Origin of the sequence: Fictibacillus nanhaiensis (assembly GCF_042686385.1) — a bacterium.
In the GTDB taxonomy this organism is placed as follows: Bacteria; Bacillota; Bacilli; order Bacillales; family Fictibacillaceae; genus Fictibacillus; species Fictibacillus nanhaiensis.
In genome coordinates, this window is sequence record NZ_JBHUPF010000006.1 from 1,123,474 (window position 1) to 1,142,596 (window position 19,123).

A 19,123-nucleotide genomic window follows, 5' to 3' on the forward strand; every position below is an offset into this window, starting at 1 on the left:
TACTGTAAAAAGATGATTGGTAAAGGTGGTCAAATCAATTGGGGACGCTCTTTTTTAACGGAAAAATCTATACGATGGTTAATGAAGGTGAGCATATTGAAGCTGTTTACGTAGAAAACGGCAAAATTATTAAAACTGGCGCGGAAAAAGATTTATCAAAAACGTTTAGCGAGCATATTACAAAAAAAGTCGATCTAAAAGGATATGTTATGTATCCAGGTTTTGTAGACAGTCATCTGCATTTGCTCGGTCACGGTGAAAAATTGATAAAACTTAATCTTTCAGAAATGAATTCTGCTGAAGAGATGGAGCATGCTTTGCGAGAGAAAGCAAGTACTCTTACATCCGATGAATGGTTGCTCGGAGAAGGCTGGAACGAGAACAATTTTATCGACCGTAAGATTTTTCATAGGCAAGAACTAGATGATATTTCAGGAGGACGGCCTGTCCTTTTATCCAGAGTGTGTCGTCATGCATTTTTAGCAAACACGAAAGCTTTAGAATTGGCTGGTATTACAAAGGATACGATTGATCCTCCAGGTGGAATTATCGTAAGAGATACTGATGGAGAAGCAACAGGGCTTCTACATGATAGTGCAGCAGAACTTGTGAAGAAAGTTGTGCCAGAAGGTTCACAGAACTATTTAAATACTGCCTTAAGGACCTCTATCAAAGATTTGCTTTCACTAGGATTAACAGGAGGTCATTCAGAAGACTTAAGTTATTACGGGTATGTTGAAAGACCGTTGAGTGCTTATAAATCTGTCATCGATGGAGAAGAAATTAAGTTTCGTGCCCACCTTTTAGTACATCATGAAGCTTTTGAGGACTTCATAAATGTAAAAAAGGAATATGAGTTGCCTTTTGTAGAGTATGGCGCACTAAAAATATTTGCAGATGGAGCTTTTGGAGGGCGGACCGCTTGGCTCTCTCAGCCTTATAATGATGCTCCTGAAACATCAGGTGTATCGATTCATACTGATAAAAAACTTGCCAAACTTGTTCAAAAAGCGAGAGACCACCATATGAATGTAGCTGTCCATACGATTGGTGATATGGCTTTGAGGCAAACGATTGAAGCGATAAAGAACAACCCGGCAAAAGAAGGTAGAGATCGTCTTATTCATGTTGGACTAGTGGATGATGATTTGATTGCTGACATGAAGCAACTACCTGTCATATTAGATTTACAACCGGGCTTTGTAGCATCAGATTTTCCCTGGTTGATCGAACGGCTCGGTACAGATCGAATTTCAAATGCGTTCCCTTTCAAAAGATTGCTTGATGAACAATTGATTTGTGCAGGAGGCTCTGACGCTCCAATCGAACCGGTGAACCCGCTTCTGGGTATATTTGCAGCGGTTACCCGAAGAAAACCAGGAGAGCATCATGAAGGATATGTTCCAGAACAAAAATTAACGATGTTTGAAGCGATAACGTTATATACAATCGGAAGTGCTTCTGCGATCATGCAAGAGGATGTTAAAGGGATTATTAAAGAAGGATACTTCGCTGATTTTACTGTCTTAGACCGGGATCTTTTTAAGGTTTCAGAAGATGAGATCTTAGAGTCTAAGGTGGTATTCACGATTGTTGATGGTGATATCGTCTATGAGAACAAACGTGAGAATAACCTAGCATAAATAGAAGAAAAACAGCTTGCATAAAGGATGCAAGCTGTTTTCTTTTATGACTTATGCCTTATAAAAAGCTTCTTTTTACTTTATGCCAGAAAGAATTGTCTTTTAATTTTACTGTCTTGATCCTTTTACTCGTGAGCTCAAAATGTAAGGTTTCACAATGTTTAATGCTCATTGCCTCGTTGTCCATACCAATAATCGGATAATGGCTGTTATCATGCTTGATCTTTAAGGTCATCTTACGGTTATCACTGAGAATAAACGATGAACCTAGCGTGCGATAATGATTGTTATTTAATGAGGCGAGCTCACTGATTTGATAGCAGGCAAGCATCGGGTCAACGACTGCACCGTTAACTGATTTATTATAAGCCGTACTGCCTGTAGGAGTCGAAATGATCATTCCGTCACCACGAAAGGTTTCGAAATACAAATCATCAATGAAGACATCAATCTCAAGAGTTCGGATAATAGAAGAACGAAGAGAACATTCGTTTAAGCAAAAAAATGACCCTTGTCCATCAATGTTTACCGATAGAGCAGGATACTTTCTAACTTCAACTTGTTCGTTTTTCATTGCTTCAATCATACCGGCTTGATCATCAATATGAAAATCACAATAAAATTCATTCTCGAGTGTACTAACTCCGACATACAAACAATCATCTCTAAAGCCTGTTTTTCGGACTGCTTGTAAGAAGGTACCGTCACCACCGATACTAGCTATGATATTAGCTTCTTTCTCATCTTCGACTATTTCGAATCCCTCTGTTTTGGCCAAGGAAAGTAATGAGTGGATCTTCTCTAGAGTACGTTCTTCCTTTTTGTAAAAAAAGAAAATTTTATTGCGAACAGCCATATTGTCTTCCTCCCTTAAATTTATCTGCTTCACTATTTTGTTCTGAGTCATGCAATCGAATTCTTGATTCTATTGTAACAGACTTCATAACGTTTAGATTGTATGACCTCTGCCCATAATGAAGAGATAACAGAAGGGAAGAGCATGTATGGTTTGGATTGCAATTTTATTTGGATTTTTACTAATTTTATTAATCGTAGTAAGTATTTCAACGATTCACATCTCCATTTATTTCGTTCATCGAAATGATAATAGTAACATTCAAGTGAATTTTAAGATGTATCGTTTCTTAACATATAAACTGAATGTGCCTCTGATCATGGTAGATGCTGAAGATCATTCCGTAAAGATCAGGGAAGAAAAACAATCGACGCTCGGACAGAAGAAAGAAAAGAAGAAAATCACGTTCTCACAAATAAAAAAACAATATCGATCTTTTAATCAGATGCTTAAGCATATCAACCATTTTTACCAGATAATCGCTGCATTTTTGAAGAAGATGAGAGTGAAAAAAGTAGAATGGCATAGTGCGATCGGACTTGGTGAAGCTTCTTCATCAGCCATAGCTGCTGGTACGGTTTGGGGGTTTAAAGGCATAGCCATACAAGTGCTGAATACGTTTTTCAAACTCGAAGAATCACCGAATATAACCGTTGTCCCCGTATTTCAAGGTATGCATAGTGAAACACGGTTTTCTTGTATGATTTCATTTAAAATCGGGCATGCTATTGTCGTTATGTTAAAAATCTTAAAGTCCTGGCGAATGGTAAGTCGTTCGACTAAGGTGAATTCTGAATATATGACTGGAGGCATGTAAAAAATGAGTGAACATCCAATCCAGGGTTTAATGAAAACCGCGATGGAAAACTTAAAAGAAATGATCGATGTAAATACGATTATTGGTGATCCTGTAGAGACGCCAGATGGCAGTGTTATTCTTACTGTATCAAAAGTAGGATTCGGTTTTGCTGCAGGTGGAAGTGAGTTCGGAGGCCAAGAAGAATCGCGTAATTCATCTACACAACAAGGGTCTTCAAGTCAATCAAAGGAAATGCCTTTTGGTGGAGGTAGTGGAGGAGGAGTTTCAATCACTCCGATTGCGTTCCTAGTCGTAAGTAATACAGGAATTAAGACGATCCACCTCGACAACAGTACGCACCTTTACGAAAGAATCTTAGACTTAGCACCTGGTGTGATAGACAAGCTACAACATCTCATGAATAAGAACAAACAGAATCATGGACCATCAAGCACTCAAACCCATGAGTTTTAAAAAAGCTAACATCTCGTTAGCTTTTTTTTCTGGGTTGCTTTAAGATGAAAGGGAAAGTACATAATTTATTTCTTAAAGGAGGAGTATGATCATGGCTGTAACATTTAAAGAAAAACCAGTCACATTGCTAGGAAATGAAGTAAAGGTAGGGGACCAAGCTCCAGATTTTAGAGTGTTGGCAAACGACATGTCTGAAGTAAGTCTTGCAGATTCAAAAGGAAGTGTACGTTTGATCGCTGCTGTTCCTTCAGTAGACACAGGCGTATGTGATGCGGAAGTACGTCGTTTTAATGAAGAGGCGTCTAAGCTTGATAACGTTAAAGTCTTAACGGTTTCAGTGGACTTGCCTTTTGCACAAAAAAGATGGTGTGCTGCAGCAGGAATTGAAAACGTTCAAACTCTATCCGATCACCGTGATCTTTCGTTCGGTAAAGCATATGGGGTTGCGATCGAGGAACTTCGTCTTCTAGCGCGCTCTGTATTTGTCATTGATAGCTCTGATAAAGTTACGTATGTAGAATATGTAGATGAAGTTACGAGCCACCCGAATTACGAAGCGGCGATCGAAGCAGCTAAAGCAGCGAAATAAGCAATCAGACATCTCCGGTAAAGCTTTCATCTACCGGAGATTTTTTTGTTCTTAATACTATGGACTTCTTCATTTTACTAGCAAAAGAAGTTAATGATTGTATAAGCTGTACGTAATTTGCTAAAATGTTTCCTGTGAAAACTTAGGAGGAAGCTAAATATGAGTTCTTTTAAAGATGTAGAAAAGCTGTTTGTTGTACTTGACAACACAGCGACGGCAATTAAGGATAAACTTGAACTGCCTTATTTAGACGCTCTTGTAGAATCAGGAGAAAACCTGTTCTTTCAAGAGATACCAAAAGAATACCCGAAAGAATTAACAGCTGTATTAACAGATGAATACAAAAAAGTGAACGTTACAGAATTTGGTACAGAAGAAACGCGCAAAGCTTTTCAGTTAGCCGTTTTAAAAGGCATGAAAGAAGCTGTTCAGCCCCATCATGCGATGACACCTGATGCGGTTGCACTATTTGCTGGATACCTCGTTCAAAAATTCATGAAAAAATCCGAAAATCTTACGTTGTTAGATCCTGTAGTCGGTTCAGGAAACTTGCTAACAGCTGTTATGAACCAGTTAAAGGACAAAGAGTGTGTCTCATTCGGTGTAGAAGTAGACGAAACGCTTTTACGTTTATCGTGGGTCAATGCTAATATCCAAAAACATAAAGTAGAGCTCTTTCACCAAGATGTGATCAAACCACTTTATGCAGATCCTGTTGATGTGGTTGTAGCCGATTTGCCAGTAGGATATTATCCAGATGATGAAACCGCTAAAGCCTTTAAAGTTTATGAAAAAGAAGGACATACTTATGCTCATCATTTAATCATCGAGCAAGGAGTCAATCATTTGAAAGAATCAGGCATCGGGATCTTTATCGTACCGAACAATCTATTTGAAAGTGAACAAGCGGATTTGTTCAAAAGCTGGATGAAGGAAACAGTAACTGTTCTGGGTCTTCTTCAGTTACCTGAATCATTATTCAAATCCTCCGTCCATGCAAAGAGCATCTTGATTCTTCAAAAGAATGGTGAAGGTGCAATAAAGCCTAAACAAGCGATGCTAGCTCAGCTTCCATCTTTCTCAAATAAAAATGGATTAGGAAATGTGATGGAACAGATTAATGAATGGTTTAAAACAGAGTGGGAACGTGAAAAATAACAGCGTGGGTCTATCCTATGCTGTTTTTTTCATGGTATTGCAAACGGATTCAAGTCTGAATTGCATGAATATAAGGTGTAAGCGTTTTACAACCTTGATATTAATAAAGGTCAATGTTTAAATAAGGAAGGATTAAGTTTCAAGTGAGATGGAAGTGGGAGTTCATATCCTATAATTTCATTGAATATGAAGGAGATGGCTATTTTGGCTAAAATTATTGCAATTAACGCCGGAAGCTCGTCCTTGAAATTTCAGTTGCTTCAAATGCCTGAAGAAGTAGTACTGACTAAAGGACTTGTAGAACGTATCGGATTAAATGACTCAGTTTTCACGATCGAAGTTGATGGTGAAAAAGTAAAAGAAATTAAAGATATTCAAGATCATTCAGAAGCAGTATCTATGCTTTTAGATAAATTAGTAAAACACAACATCATTTCTTCTCTAGAAGAGATCGAGGGAATCGGTCATCGTGTTGTGCATGGTGGAGAAAAGTTTAACGACTCAGTTTTAATCACAGATGAGATTCTACATGAAATTGAAGAGATTTCTTATCTTGCGCCATTACACAACCCAGCAAATGTTGTTGGAATCAAAGCCTTCAAAAATGTACTGCCTAACGTACCTGCAGTTGCTGTTTTTGATACTGCTTTCCACCAGTCCATGCCTGAAAAATCATTCTTATACAGCCTTCCTTACGAGTATTATGAAGAGTACGGCATTCGTAAATACGGTTTCCACGGAACAAGTCATAAGTATGTTTCAGAGAGAGCTGCCGAGCTTCTTGGACGTCCGGTTGAACAGCTTCGTCTTTTATCATGCCACTTAGGTAACGGTGCAAGTATTGCAGCGATCGAAGGCGGAAAATCAATTGATACTTCTATGGGATTCACACCTTTAGCAGGTGTTACAATGGGAACGCGTTCTGGTAACATTGACCCGTCTCTCATTCCTTACATCATGCAAAAGACAGGTCAAAGTGCTGAAGAAGTAATCAATGTATTGAACAATAAGAGTGGAATGCTTGGTGTTTCAGGATTCTCTTCTGACCTTCGCGATATTGAAAGTGAAGCAGAAAAAGGGAATGAACGTGCTGAACTTGCTTTAGAAGTTTTTGCTAGCCGTATCCATAAATACATTGGATCTTATGCAGCGAGAATGGCTGGCATCGACGCGATCATCTTTACTGCTGGTATCGGTGAGAACAGTACGGCTGTTCGTGAGCGCGTACTTCGTGGTTTAGAGTTCATGGGAGTATATTGGGATCCTGCTCTAAACCAAGTTCGTGGTAAAGAGGCATTCATTAGCTATCCTCACTCTCCTGTAAAAGTAATCGTCATTCCTACAAATGAAGAAGTGATGATCGCGCGTGATACAATGCGCTATGCGATGTAAATGATAAAGGCAGTCTTTTCCTTTTGGAAAAGGCTGTTTTTTTATGTTTAGATATGCAGTTGAAAGGAGGAATATGGAGGTGTTTAGCGTAAACCATCTTATGAGTAAAAAATTAGCGATCACCTTTTTAAAGATGGAGGCCGAAACATGTACATAAAAGAACAATATCTTTACATGAAGAATCAAAATGTAAATGCTGTCGTTCGAAATTATGAAAAAAACGATTTTGCTGAACTCCAATCCATTCAAAAAGAAAGCTTTCCTCCTCCGTTTCCGTCAGAATTATTATGGAATGAAAAACAGTTACTCAACCATATCACGCTTTTTCCAGATGGAGCTCTCTGTGTAGAAATCGATGGAGTCATAGCTGGATCGATAACAAGTTTACTCGTGGATGATGATAGGGAATATCCGCAACATACGTGGGAAGAAATAACGAGTAACGGCTACATCACCAATCATGATAAAAACGGAAATACACTGTATGTTGTAGATATTTGTATAAGACCATCATATCGAAAATTAAATTTAGGCAAGCTTCTTATGCAATCTTTGTACGAAACAGTCATCCACCTTAATTTGCAAAGATTGTTAGGTGGAGGTAGGATGCCGGGATTTTCAAAGCATTCACATGATCTTACTCCCGAAGAGTATGCTGACAAAGTGATTAGCGGAGAGCTATATGATCCTGTCATCTCCTTTCTTTTGCGGTGTGGAAGAAATCCGCTGATACTTATCCCGAATTATATAGAGGACGAAGAATCGTCTAACTATGCGTTACTGATGGAATGGAGAAATCCATTTCGATAAGTTTGCTCATTATAGAATTTTTACTTTAGAAGTGATTTATACTACACTATTTAAAAGGTTTTAAGGAGGATATGTATGGCATTAACAGCGCGTGAGGAACAGATCTGGCAAGAGATTATGGCGTGGGAAGAAGATTTTTTTACATATGAACCAACAGACTTTGGACGTACTTATGAAAGGTGGGCAACAAGGCAGATGGACCTCCTCCCGAAAGAGGTACAAGAGACAGTCGGTGAATATGTGGATTCTGCTCTGTTTCACATTCATGCTCTTATACAAAATTCACAATTTCAAATGGACACGAAGCAACGATTATTGTCTGAAGCAAGAGTTTTTAGAGACGATATCTATGAAATTGAAGATTTAAAAAAGTGCTCGATCGATCAGTTATCGTATATGGCAGACCAGCAGATCGCAAGAAACAGGCTCTTGTCTTTTTCGCAAGGTGGCCTTGCAGGGACAGGAGGACTTCTCTTCTTAGGAACAGACCTGCCTGCAATGGTTGCTCTTGGAATCCGTTCTGTGCAATCTATCGCGATGCACTATGGCTATGATATCCAAAGACCTGCAGAGATGATGCGGTCATTAAAGGTGTATCATGCAGCAACGATGCCGAAGCGGTTTCAACAGGAAAAATGGGACGAGCTGATGGTTGAGATCAGGGAGGAAGAAGATCCGATTTTTTATGCGGGAAAAGATGTGATCGCAGATGTGTCATGGATGTCACATCCGATACAGCAAGCTGTGAAGATGATGGCGATTCTTCTTCTTCGTAAGAAACTAACTCAAGGATTGCCGATTTTCGGAATGGCACTCGGTGCTTTCATGAACTATCAACAATCGAGAAAAATAACAGAGATTGCACACAAGTTTTATCAAAAAAGATATCTTTTCGAAAAATATTAAGAAAAAGGTGTTACTTCCATGAGTGTAAAAGAACATAAAGCTCAAGCACCACAAGTCGTTAGATGCATGATTGTAACCGTTAGTGATACGCGTAATGAAGAAACAGATAAAAGCGGCAAGTTGATACATGCTTTCTTAGAAAAGAATAATCATAAAGTTGTTATGTACAAAATAGTTAAAGATGAGATTAAATCCATACAAGAGGCTATGCAATATGGCATACAGAATGAAGACATTGATGTGGTCCTTTTTAACGGAGGGACAGGAATCGCTTCTAGGGATGTAACAATAGAAGCATTAATGCCTCTGTTTGATAAAGAGATCTCTGGTTTTGGTGAACTATTTCGCATGTTAAGTTATACAGAAGACATCGGCTCTGGTGCGATGCTGAGCAGAGCAGCTGCTGGGGTTAAGAATAGGACAGCGATATTTGCGCTTCCTGGTTCTTCAGGTGCTGTAAAACTGGGCATGGAAAAATTGATCATACCCGAGCTGTCACATGTTGTTCAACAGTTGAAAAAATAAGAGGATGCATTTGCATCCTCTTTATTTTTATGTGAAGACTCCCAATTAATCATGAGCCTTGGATGTAATACTTTGGTTTAATCTGTACCATAGCCAAAGATCATTGATGACAGAAGCGAGGCTCGCGATTTTGTTGTTCAGTTCGCAAGAGACCTCAAAACGTTCTTCCGTTGATAGTTGGTCTTGCAACTCGTTAATGGTCTCTTCGATCTCTCCGATTCGATCTGGAATTCTTCCTCTAATCTTTTCCCAATGCAACATAATCGCTTCTTGCGTGGATGTATCGTACTTTTCCCACGATTTATATAAATTAGGAACTAATATTCCGAGTCTTTCATCCCAAACAAAGTCATCCTGCAATTGAAATCACCTCTAACTCTATTGTACAAAAGGGTGGAGTGGGATGGTAGATAAAAGTTCAATGTTATTTTTATTCATTTTAAAGAATAACCTTGCAATTCCGTTAAAGTTTTTGTTATAGTATGAACTATCATAAATGGTATTTTTATAAACAAAAATGTATAAAAATAAGTAAATATTCATTTTTGGCTATAACAAAAGGAGAGATTTCATATGGGGAAAAAGGTCGTTTTAGCTTATTCTGGAGGATTAGATACGTCTGTTGCGATTCCGTGGCTAGCGGATAAAGGATACGAAGTTATTGCATTATGCTTGGATGTAGGTGAAGGAAAGGACCTTCCTTTTATACAATCAAAGGCGTTATCAATCGGAGCATCTGAATCGATCGTACTTGATGTTCAAAAGGAATACGCTGATGAATATGCATTAGTAGCGTTACAATCACATGCATTGTATGAAGGGAAATATCCACTCATCTCTGCATTAAGTAGACCATTGATCGCAAAAAAATTAGTAGAAACTGCTAAAAAAGTTGGAGCTACAGCGGTTGCTCATGGCTGCACAGGAAAAGGGAACGACCAGGTTCGTTTTGAAGTTTCAGTTGCGGCACTCGCTCCTGAACTTGAAGTTCTAGCACCTGTTCGTGAATGGAGCTGGTCACGTGAAGAAGAGATTCAGTATGCGAAAGAACATGATATTCCTGTTCCCATTAAAAAGGAAAACCCGTTCTCTATCGATCAAAATTTATGGGGAAGAAGCAATGAATGTGGCATCTTGGAAGATCCTTGGGCTGCACCACCAGAAGAAGCATATGAAATGACTGTTGCTCTTGAGGATACGCCAAATGAACCCCAGATCGTAGAAATCGGATTCGAACAAGGCATCCCGGTATCACTGAATGGTCAGTATGTTTCTCTAGATGTTCTGATTAATCAGTTGAACGAATGGGGAGGCGCACATGGTGTTGGACGAATCGACCATGTTGAAAATAGATTAGTAGGAATAAAATCCCGTGAAGTATACGAGTGTCCAGCCGCAACAACGCTTATTAAAGCACATAAAGAACTTGAAGATCTTACATTGGTTAAAGAAGTCGCTCACTTTAAACCGATCATTGAGAAGAAGATGACTGAACTGATTTATGAAGGTTTATGGTTCTCACCGCTACAGGCATCATTAAAAGCCTTTTTAGATGAAACGCAAAAACATGTAACAGGAACAGTACGTGTTAAATTCTTTAAAGGTCATGCGATCGTTGAAGGAAGAAAATCACCATTCTCCCTTTATGACGAGAAACTAGCCACTTATACAGCAGATGATGCTTTTGATCATACAGCTGCGAAAGGATTCATCTCATTGTGGGGACTTCCTACAAAAGTTAGCAGCATGGTTCAAAAAAATGAGGTGAAAGTGTGAAAAAGTTATGGGGAGGACGTTTCTCAAAACAGCCTGAAGAATGGGTAGATGAGTTTGGAGCATCCATCTCTTTTGATCAGCAGTTGGCCAGTCAAGACATTAAAGGAAGTTTGGCTCATGCCAAGATGTTATTTCAATGTAAGATAATTGACGAGAGTTCCTACGAAAACATTAAGAATGGTTTACTTTCACTTCATTCAGAAGTGGAAGAAGGGGAACTTACGTATTCCGTTAAATACGAAGATATTCATCTGAACCTTGAGAAATTATTAACAGACAAAATTGGACCGGACGGCGGAAAGCTTCATACAGCAAGAAGTCGAAATGATCAAGTGGCAACAGATTTTCATCTTTATGTGAAAGAAGAGACATTATTGATCATTGCTCATATTGAAGAATTGCAAAAATCATTGTTGAATCTTGCTGAAGAACATGTAGAAACGATCATCCCTGGGTATACGCATCTTCAGCGTGCTCAGCCCGTTTCATTTGCTCATCATCTTTTGGCCTATTTTTGGATGCTGGATCGTGACAAAGGAAGACTTCAAGATAGTCTAAAGCGCAGTGATATCATGCCTCTTGGTGCTGGAGCTCTAGCGGGAACGACGTTTGATATCGACCGTAACATCACGATGAACGAGCTTGGATTCGCAAATAAGTATCTCAACAGCTTAGACGCTGTAAGTGATCGAGATTTTGCAATTGAATGCTGTAGCAATGCTTCTATGATCATGATGCACCTGTCTCGTTTTTGTGAAGAACTGATTCTTTGGTCTTCTGAAGAATTCGGGTTTATTGAGATCAGTGATAGCTTCACTACAGGCAGCTCTATGATGCCGCAAAAAAAGAACCCTGATATGGCTGAACTAATTCGAGGGAAAAGCGGGAGAGTATATGGCTCTTTGATCTCCCTGCTTACCTTAATGAAGGGGTTGCCACTTGCATACAACAAAGACATGCAGGAAGACAAAGAACCCGTTTTTGATACAGTAAAAACGGTTAAAGGATGTTTAAGCATCATGACAGGTATGATGAACGAAGTGAAAATTCATGTGGATAAGATGAATAAGGCCGTTCATCAAGACTTTTCTAATGCTACAGAGCTTGCAGATTACCTAGCAAAAAAAGGAATCCCGTTTCGAGAAGCACATGAATTAGTGGGTCAGATGGTTCTTCAATGCATTCAAAAAGGCTGCTACCTTCTTGATGTGTCTCTGGATGAATATCAGGAATGGTGTCCGCTCGTTGAACAGGATCTATTTGACGCGCTATCTCCAAAAACAGCAGTAGAAAGACGAAATTCTGAAGGTGGAACGGGCTTTGAAGCGGTTCGTCAACAGATTGATGCAGCACAATCAAAAATGGCTGTTTCCAATAATTAGCTCAAATGAACTTTCCTTGTGAGACAAAAACTATGGTTAAAGTCTTGCATTTGAAGGAGGAAAGTAAAGATGGAAAAAGAAAAGCGTCCCAATCAGCAGCTTGAATATGATGCTGAAGGTGAGATGACTGTTCATCAGCAAATAACAGAATCGTATCAAAGCGGTATTGTTGATAAAGTAGATCAAGGACAGCAAAGAACAAAACTTGATGAAGAAGAAAGTCTTTCATGACACAAGATTAGGGTAGCTCTATTACAGAGGCTATCCTTTTTTGTTCTAAAAAAGTTATTACAATTGCGAACATAGGCAGTATTTTTCATAAGTCCAAAAATTAGAATGTTCCTTTTCCTTTTAGGGCAACTTAAAGCTGTCTTGACTATATTCATATTCTAATGAAATTCAACTTTTTATTTTGAATTTTTGGTGGTATGTTAACTATAGAATCATGAAAAAATTTCCATGTGAATTAAGGGAGGGTACAACATGAAAATAGGAGTACCAACTGAAATAAAAAATAATGAAAATCGTGTAGCGATGACACCAGCAGGCGTATTGAATCTAGTGGCATCTGGTCATGAAGTCTTTATCCAAAAAGGTGCTGGAATCGGATCAGGATTTACAGATGAAGAATACGAAAGTGCTGGTGGTGTGATCGTAGAAACACCAACTCAGGCATGGTCGATGGAGATGGTCATGAAAGTAAAAGAACCGCTACCTGAGGAGTACTGTTTTTTCCGAGAAGGCTTAATTCTGTTCACTTATTTACATCTTGCACCCGAGCCCGAACTTACGAAAGCATTAACTGATAATAAAGTAGTTGGAATTGCTTACGAAACGGTTCAGTTGCCGAACGGTACACTTCCACTACTTACACCGATGAGTGAAGTGGCAGGAAGAATGTCGGCGCAGATCGGTGCTCAATTTTTAGAAAAGCCAAAAGGCGGTCTTGGCATCCTCTTAAGTGGAATACCTGGTGTAAGACGTGGGAAAGTAACGGTTATCGGAGGCGGAGTAGTTGGGACGAATGCCGCTAAAATCGCTATGGGTCTTGGAGCAGATGTCACGATTATTGATTTAAATCCAGAACGTCTTCGTCAGCTTGATGATATCTTCGGCGTTGAGATCAACACCCTCATATCGAATCCACTCAATATCGCTCTTGCCGTTCAAGAATCAGCATTAGTTATTGGAGCTGTTTTAATTCCGGGGGCAAGGGCACCTAAGCTTGTGACCGAAGAAATGATTAAAGGCATGCAGCCAGGCTCTGTCATCGTGGATGTTGCTATTGATCAAGGTGGAATCTTTGAAACGGTTGACCGCATCACGACTCATGATAATCCAACATACGAAAAGCATGGTGTACTTCATTATGCAGTAGCTAACATGCCAGGCGCTGTTCCGAGAACTTCAACGATCGGCCTGACTAACGTAACGGTACCTTATGCTCTTCAAATCGCCAACAAAGGTTATGTTCAAGCGTGTTTAGATAATGAAGCTCTACTAAAAGGGATCAATACATTAGATGGTTTCGTAACATACAAAGCGGTAGCTGAATCGCATCAACTAGACTATAAAGATGCCGTATCCATCCTAAAATCAAACAAATAGATCATACTAAGAAAAAGTTCGCATTCCTTTTCTCTGGAATCGGACTTTTTTTCTGTTCTATAATAGGGTATGTAACATTAGTAAGGTATTTCAGCGTTTAATCTGAGGAGGGAACATGCAATTATGAAAGTGACATACCACGGACATTCTGTACTTGAAATTCAAACAGAGCAACATTCCATTTGGATTGACCCTTTTATTAACGGAAATGGACAAGCTAAGATCGATGTTAAGGACGTAAAAGCCGATGTGATTCTATTAACACACGGTCATAATGACCACGTAGGAGACACGGTTGAGATTGCAAAGGCAAATAACAGCTTGGTCGTAGCGCCATTTGAACTTGCGGAATACTTACAAACACTCGGAGTAGAGGCACATCCTATGCATATAGGAGGTAGCCGCACATTTGATTTTGGAAAAGTAAAATTCACTCAAGCCTTTCATGGATCAAGTTATTCACAAGAAGATGGAACTGTTGTATATACCGGAATGCCAGCAGGAATCTTGTTCTCACAAAGTGGGAAAACACTATACCATGCAGGAGATACAGCTCTATTCTCAGATATGAAATTAATTGGAGAGTTTGCGAAACCAGATATTGCTTTCTTGCCTATTGGTGATAATTTTACAATGGGACCTGAAGATGCATTAATCGCAGCAGAGTGGGTTGGTGCTAAGGTAACCGTTCCAATCCATTACAATACGTTTCCTGTGATCGAACAGGATCCAGAAACCTCGTTCACATCCAAACTTGGAAACAAAGGAAAAGTGCTTAAAAGCGGCGAAAGTATAAGCGTATAATGATTCTAACCTCCCTTTCTATGCATATTGATGATAGTAAGGGAGGTTGTTTTTATGAGACAAGAAAGAATGGCAAAAGTATTAATGTTGATGGTACTTTTCTATGTAGCCATACCTGTACTATCGTTTGAAGGTCCATTGCTGCAACAACTTTTCTCAGCAGCGTGGCTGGGTTTTGCAGGTATGCTTTTAGTAAGCCTATTGTTTAAGAAAGATACGGCAGAGAAAAGGGCTGTCAAAAAGCAGAATGTGACACCAGATTCAAAAATGAAAAAAAGGATACACATGGAAAGTTGAGTTTCTGTTCTAATGCCTGTATAATCTGTATTAGTCAAAGTTATAAAACAGATAGATACAGGTAGAAGGAACGGTGAATGTAATGCTAACGAAGCATGAACAAATACTGCAGCATATTTTGGACCTTGATGTCGGATCAAAAATCTCCGTTCGGCAAATAGCAAAAGATCTGACCGTTAGTGAAGGAACAGCTTATCGAGCGATAAAAGAAGCTGAAAATCAAGGAATCGTAAGCACGATCGAACGTGTTGGTACGATACGTATTGAGAGGCAAGCAAAGAGTAACATTGAAAAGTTAACGTTTGCTGAAGTAGTTAATATTGTTGAAGGACAAGTACTTGGCGGGCGCGCTGGTCTTCATAAAACATTGCACAAATTTGTCATCGGAGCCATGAAACTAGAAGCGATGATGCGTTATGTTGATGCAGGAAGTCTATTGATTGTTGGTAACCGTGTGAACGCCCATGAACTTGGTCTTAAAGCAGGAAGTGCAATCTTAGTGACAGGTGGCTTTGATACAGAGGAAGAAGTGAAGCGACTCGCTGACGAGCTTGAACTTCCTGTTATCTCGACAAGCTACGATACCTTTACTGTTGCTACAATGATTAATAAAGCGATTCATGACCGTCTGATCAAGAAAGATATCGTTTTAGCATCCGATATTTTAATACCGATCGACGAGACACATTATCTTTATCAACATGATAAAGTGCAGCGTTGGCACGAATTGAATCAACAAACCATGCATAGTCGTTATCCGGTAGTAGATCAAGGTAATCGCGTCACTGGTGTAGTCACTTCTAAAGATATTATAGGGGTTCCTGTTTCCATGCAGGTTGAAAAGGTGATGACTCGTGCACCTTTAACCGTTACGGAAAAAACATCTGTTGCAGCATGTGCTCATATGATGATCTGGGAAGGGATCGAACTACTTCCTGTTATCGGAACTTCTCATAAACTGATCGGAATTTTAACAAGACAAGATGTGTTAAAAGCGATGCAGATGATGCAAAAGCAGCCTCAAGTGGGTGCTACATTTGATGATCTTATAACAACAGAGTTAAAAGAGCAAAAGGTAGATAATGAGACGACGTACTTTTGTAAGATTACGCCACAGATGACGAATCATCTTGGAACCGTTTCATACGGTGTCTTAATGACGCTCGTGACAGAAACTGCGCGAAAAGCACTAAGAAAAATTAAAAAAGGTGACCTCGTTGTGGAAAATGTTACGTTTTATTATATTAAGCCTGTACAGATTGATAGTGATATCGAACTGATCCCAAGAGTGCTTGAAGTGAGCCGTAAATTTGGAAAAGTAGATGTGGAGATCCATCATGATGGAAAGATTGTTGGAAAAGCTATGATGATGGCACAGCTTCTTGATCATCGTTCATAAAAAAAAGTCCCTCCTGCAGGGACTTTTTATCCATACGTATTTAATTTTTCTGTGCTTCTTCACGTGCAAGTGTTAGAAAATGCTTGTACATCTTATAATTCATGATTAACAGAACAATTCCATAGATTAAAAAGATAAGTGCGACCCAAAGCTGAACGCGTCCTTCAACAGCAGTGAGTTCGTTCAGACCGAAAGAAGCTAAGAATGAACCGAGTGCCATTTTTGCTTTTGTGCCTGTCCAGCGCTTTAAGAATGGTTCTTTTGCCCGCACTTCAGAGACTTTATAGAACACATAAAGAGCAAAAGAAAGTATAATTAGGATAATAAAAATAGGCATTGAAAATTCCCCCACGTATTTACTCCACTATATTGTAAACGTTTAAAACTATAATTGCCACAACGACATCTAAAAGGAGTCTGCTATGAAAGAACAAATCTTACAAAGAATTGAACAGTATGAAAAGATAATTATTCATCGACATGTCAGACCAGACCCGGATGCACTTGGATCACAAGGTGGGCTTTCTGCGATCATCAAGGCAAGCTATCCTCAAAAAAAGGTTTATGTTGTAGGAGAAGAGGAAGCGGGTCTCACTTTTCTGAACACAATGGATGTTATAGAAGATGATGTTTACAAAGGGGCTTTAGTTATCATTTGCGATACTGCAAACTCACCTCGAATCAGTGATCATCGGTATTCACTAGGAGATTTTGTTATTAAAATCGATCATCATCCTAATGAAGATCCTTATGGAGATTTAATCTGGGTGGATACGGAAGCAAGTTCAACTTCGGAGATGATTATGGATCTTTATCTTTTCGGATCAACGTCTGGACTAAAACTTGATAAACAGGCAGCAAGACTGATCTATGCGGGTATTATTGGTGACACGGGTCGCTTTTTATTTTCAAACACGACCCAAAAAACACATCATTATACAGCAGCGTTATTAGAGACAGGATTCTCACCATCAGAAATTCATGAAAATCTATATAAGATATCTGAGAAGCTTGTTAGGTTGAACGGATACGTTCTTCAAAACTTTTCGATTGTAGACAATTGTGTAGGATATATCCATTTAACGAAAGATACCTTAAAAGAGTTCGGGACAACTCCTGGTGAAGCATCACTTTTAGTAAATTCTTTTTCACATGTTGAGGGCTTATTGGCGTGGGTGTTTTTTGTGGATGAACCAGATCAAATCAGAGTGAGATTACGTTCGAAAGGTCCTGTTGTCAATAAGATCGCAGCCAAATTTAACGGAGGCGGCCATCCGAGAGCATCAGGTGCAACAGTATATTCGAAAGATGAAACGAAGTCTGTGCTAGCTGAACTTCGGAACCTCTGTAAAGAATATAAATCCAAATAAAAAAGGCCTCATCGGGGGGCCTTTTTATGCTTTAGCATGAAATGTATTTAGTTAGCTTTTTCAGGGATAAACCAAGAGCCAACATCGGTTACATCTTCATGCACTTTTAAGTTTAGTTTTGCAAGCTCTCTCTTGATTAGATCTGCTACTTCTTTCGTTTCTGCAAAAGCAGAAAATCCATTCTGTAATTCCTTTACCTTTTCACGGGCAAGTTCTTTTCGATTAATAATCATGTAGTTTCCCCCCAATAATCACTCTTGAATTATTCTTTACACATATTTTATACAAATGAAGGAGGGATTGCCATTTCTTTGCCCAAAGATTCATAAAAACGTAATATTTCGACCATTATTCATGCATAATCATTCACTGATCTTTGCTGAGATATAGATTCGAAGAACTCCCGTATATAAATACAAATGATCGATCTTTACTTCATAAGTTTGCTCATCGTCATCGAGTCGGTACGTTTTATTTTCAATAGCTTGTACAAGTAGGGAATGGCTCTTAGCAAGTGTTTCTGTATCTTCTCCTATAAGATGCTCTAGGTCGTCTTCGACTGCTTTTGCTAAGTGCAATCTGGTTAAGTTTGATAATTTTGAAGAATCTTGGTTTGTAAACCTAGCATTCACTTCATGAAGTTTAAACTTCTTAGCAAGTTCTTTGTTTGTTTTTTCATCATCCGAGGTTAAGATCTCGTTCTTTTTTTTTAGATCATTTATTTGGACTTGTTGTTTCTTAATTTTAACAACAAGCCTTTCGTGAGCCAAGCCGCCTTGTATTAAAAAAAAAGCCCAGCCGATAATAAATCCAATCGCTATCCCAGCAAAAAAACGCTGGTAGCCTTTTCGTTGATATAGCGGTGGGATCCTCATCAGTTGATGTTCTCCTGGCTAAGCCATTGAATCAGCTGCATAGCAGAATTAGCACCAGCAATCGCAACAAAAATATACGTTAATTGTTTAAATATCTCTATAGTAGCGCCGTTTTCAAAACTTCGCTCAAAATTTGTGATCGTATCGAACGTACCGCCGATCGCAGCGACGATTGCCCATATTTTAAGCCTTTTTGCAAGTTCCATCATCTCTAAGATTGGTGCTTTTCCTACGAGAAAAGCGGCAAGACCGCCAATTAAAGCACCGCCTAACAATACACCGAAAGCTATAGCAAAATCCAATATAATATTCGCAAAAAATTCACGTACCATGAGACAACCTCCCCTCTTAATCAATGTATGGAAAATACGTGGGGTGTATGCTTATTTGAGAAAAAATGAATAATCGCTCGTTATTCATAACTGTTTCATTAACACATGCGAACTTTTGTACTATAATG

23 protein-coding genes are annotated in these 19,123 nt (G+C 39.0%); 17 read left to right on the forward strand and 6 right to left on the reverse strand.

Annotated elements, in window-relative coordinates:
- The first annotated feature begins 38 nt into the window (after window positions 1-38).
- Window positions 39-1,643 (forward strand): amidohydrolase, encoded by a 1,605-nt coding sequence (locus tag ACFS5O_RS09235; protein WP_205727056.1) that lies wholly within the window; start codon window positions 39-41, stop codon window positions 1,641-1,643.
- A gap of 58 nt (window positions 1,644-1,701) precedes the next feature.
- On the opposite strand, the gene ACFS5O_RS09240 is transcribed toward ACFS5O_RS09235, so the two are convergent.
- Window positions 1,702-2,499, reverse strand: coding sequence for an NAD kinase (locus ACFS5O_RS09240; RefSeq protein ID WP_205727055.1), 798 nt, complete (start codon window positions 2,497-2,499; stop codon window positions 1,702-1,704).
- Window positions 2,500-2,647: 148 nt separating this feature from the next.
- Between ACFS5O_RS09240 and ACFS5O_RS09245 the strand changes: the two genes are divergently transcribed.
- From ACFS5O_RS09245 to ACFS5O_RS09280, 8 genes are all read left to right on the forward strand, one after another.
- A complete protein-coding gene (locus ACFS5O_RS09245; protein ID WP_205727054.1) occupies window positions 2,648-3,316 on the forward strand; it encodes a DUF2953 domain-containing protein in 669 nt (222 codons plus the stop codon).
- 3 nt (window positions 3,317-3,319) lie between these two features.
- A complete protein-coding gene (gene ytfJ, locus ACFS5O_RS09250; RefSeq protein WP_153237664.1) occupies window positions 3,320-3,772 on the forward strand; it encodes a GerW family sporulation protein in 453 nt (150 codons plus the stop codon).
- Between the two features lie 88 nt (window positions 3,773-3,860).
- Window positions 3,861-4,361, forward strand: coding sequence for a thiol peroxidase (gene tpx, locus ACFS5O_RS09255; protein ID WP_205727329.1), 501 nt, complete (start codon window positions 3,861-3,863; stop codon window positions 4,359-4,361).
- 159 nt (window positions 4,362-4,520) lie between these two features.
- Window positions 4,521-5,519 carry a class I SAM-dependent methyltransferase gene (locus tag ACFS5O_RS09260; protein WP_205727053.1) on the forward strand — a complete coding sequence of 333 codons (999 nt, stop codon included), beginning with the start codon at window positions 4,521-4,523 and terminating at the stop codon, window positions 5,517-5,519.
- Between the two features lie 204 nt (window positions 5,520-5,723).
- The gene (locus ACFS5O_RS09265; protein WP_066396819.1) at window positions 5,724-6,911 is read left to right on the forward strand and encodes an acetate kinase; all 1,188 of its coding nucleotides are present in this window, start codon (window positions 5,724-5,726) and stop codon (window positions 6,909-6,911) included.
- Between the two features lie 147 nt (window positions 6,912-7,058).
- Window positions 7,059-7,721, forward strand: coding sequence for a GNAT family N-acetyltransferase (locus ACFS5O_RS09270; protein WP_205727052.1), 663 nt, complete (start codon window positions 7,059-7,061; stop codon window positions 7,719-7,721).
- 75 nt (window positions 7,722-7,796) lie between these two features.
- Complete coding sequence (locus ACFS5O_RS09275) at window positions 7,797-8,627, forward strand: EcsC family protein (RefSeq protein ID WP_205727051.1); 831 nt, start codon at window positions 7,797-7,799, stop codon at window positions 8,625-8,627.
- Between the two features lie 18 nt (window positions 8,628-8,645).
- Window positions 8,646-9,152, forward strand: a complete 507-nt coding sequence (locus ACFS5O_RS09280; RefSeq protein WP_205727050.1) for a MogA/MoaB family molybdenum cofactor biosynthesis protein — start codon at window positions 8,646-8,648, stop codon at window positions 9,150-9,152.
- A 45-nt stretch (window positions 9,153-9,197) separates the two neighbouring features.
- Here the strand turns inward: ACFS5O_RS09280 and ACFS5O_RS09285 are convergent, their stop codons facing one another.
- Window positions 9,198-9,512, reverse strand: coding sequence for a hypothetical protein (locus ACFS5O_RS09285; protein ID WP_205727049.1), 315 nt, complete (start codon window positions 9,510-9,512; stop codon window positions 9,198-9,200).
- Window positions 9,513-9,725: 213 nt separating this feature from the next.
- Here ACFS5O_RS09285 and ACFS5O_RS09290 point away from each other — a divergent pair, with 213 nt between their 5' ends.
- From ACFS5O_RS09290 to ACFS5O_RS09320, 7 genes are all read left to right on the forward strand, one after another.
- Window positions 9,726-10,928 carry an argininosuccinate synthase gene (locus tag ACFS5O_RS09290; protein ID WP_066396811.1) on the forward strand — a complete coding sequence of 401 codons (1,203 nt, stop codon included), beginning with the start codon at window positions 9,726-9,728 and terminating at the stop codon, window positions 10,926-10,928.
- Window positions 10,925-12,310, forward strand: coding sequence for an argininosuccinate lyase (gene argH, locus ACFS5O_RS09295; protein ID WP_205727048.1), 1,386 nt, complete (start codon window positions 10,925-10,927; stop codon window positions 12,308-12,310). Before ACFS5O_RS09290 ends, argH begins: the two co-directional genes overlap by 4 nt.
- 69 nt (window positions 12,311-12,379) lie before the next feature.
- Window positions 12,380-12,541, forward strand: a complete 162-nt coding sequence (locus ACFS5O_RS09300; protein ID WP_205727047.1) for a hypothetical protein — start codon at window positions 12,380-12,382, stop codon at window positions 12,539-12,541.
- 252 nt (window positions 12,542-12,793) lie between these two features.
- The gene (ald, locus tag ACFS5O_RS09305) at window positions 12,794-13,918 is read left to right on the forward strand and encodes an alanine dehydrogenase (protein ID WP_205727046.1); all 1,125 of its coding nucleotides are present in this window, start codon (window positions 12,794-12,796) and stop codon (window positions 13,916-13,918) included.
- A 123-nt stretch (window positions 13,919-14,041) separates the two neighbouring features.
- Window positions 14,042-14,722: a metal-dependent hydrolase gene (locus ACFS5O_RS09310; protein WP_205727045.1), complete on the forward strand. Its 681-nt coding sequence runs from the start codon at window positions 14,042-14,044 to the stop codon at window positions 14,720-14,722.
- Between the two features lie 54 nt (window positions 14,723-14,776).
- On the forward strand, window positions 14,777-15,019 hold the full coding sequence (locus tag ACFS5O_RS09315; RefSeq protein ID WP_205727044.1) for a hypothetical protein: 243 nt from the start codon (window positions 14,777-14,779) through the stop codon (window positions 15,017-15,019).
- Window positions 15,020-15,101: 82 nt separating this feature from the next.
- Complete coding sequence (locus ACFS5O_RS09320; RefSeq protein WP_205727328.1) at window positions 15,102-16,418, forward strand: DRTGG domain-containing protein; 1,317 nt, start codon at window positions 15,102-15,104, stop codon at window positions 16,416-16,418.
- A 40-nt stretch (window positions 16,419-16,458) separates the two neighbouring features.
- Here the strand turns inward: ACFS5O_RS09320 and ACFS5O_RS09325 are convergent, their stop codons facing one another.
- Window positions 16,459-16,755 (reverse strand): YtpI family protein, encoded by a 297-nt coding sequence (locus ACFS5O_RS09325; RefSeq protein WP_066396800.1) that lies wholly within the window; start codon window positions 16,753-16,755, stop codon window positions 16,459-16,461.
- An 85-nt stretch (window positions 16,756-16,840) separates the two neighbouring features.
- On the opposite strand from ACFS5O_RS09325, the gene ACFS5O_RS09330 reads away from it, so the two are divergent.
- Window positions 16,841-17,788 (forward strand): DHH family phosphoesterase, encoded by a 948-nt coding sequence (locus ACFS5O_RS09330; protein ID WP_205727043.1) that lies wholly within the window; start codon window positions 16,841-16,843, stop codon window positions 17,786-17,788.
- A 47-nt stretch (window positions 17,789-17,835) separates the two neighbouring features.
- Here the strand turns inward: ACFS5O_RS09330 and ACFS5O_RS09335 are convergent, their stop codons facing one another.
- The 3 genes from ACFS5O_RS09335 to ACFS5O_RS09345 form a co-directional block, all read right to left on the reverse strand.
- Complete coding sequence (locus ACFS5O_RS09335; RefSeq protein WP_066396796.1) at window positions 17,836-18,021, reverse strand: YtzJ family protein; 186 nt, start codon at window positions 18,019-18,021, stop codon at window positions 17,836-17,838.
- A 129-nt stretch (window positions 18,022-18,150) separates the two neighbouring features.
- Window positions 18,151-18,663: a sporulation membrane protein YtrI gene (gene ytrI, locus ACFS5O_RS09340; protein ID WP_205727042.1), complete on the reverse strand. Its 513-nt coding sequence runs from the start codon at window positions 18,661-18,663 to the stop codon at window positions 18,151-18,153.
- The gene (locus ACFS5O_RS09345) at window positions 18,663-18,995 is read right to left on the reverse strand and encodes a YtrH family sporulation protein (RefSeq protein ID WP_066396792.1); all 333 of its coding nucleotides are present in this window, start codon (window positions 18,993-18,995) and stop codon (window positions 18,663-18,665) included. Before ACFS5O_RS09345 ends, ytrI begins: the two co-directional genes overlap by 1 nt.
- Window positions 18,996-19,123 lie beyond the last annotated feature (128 nt).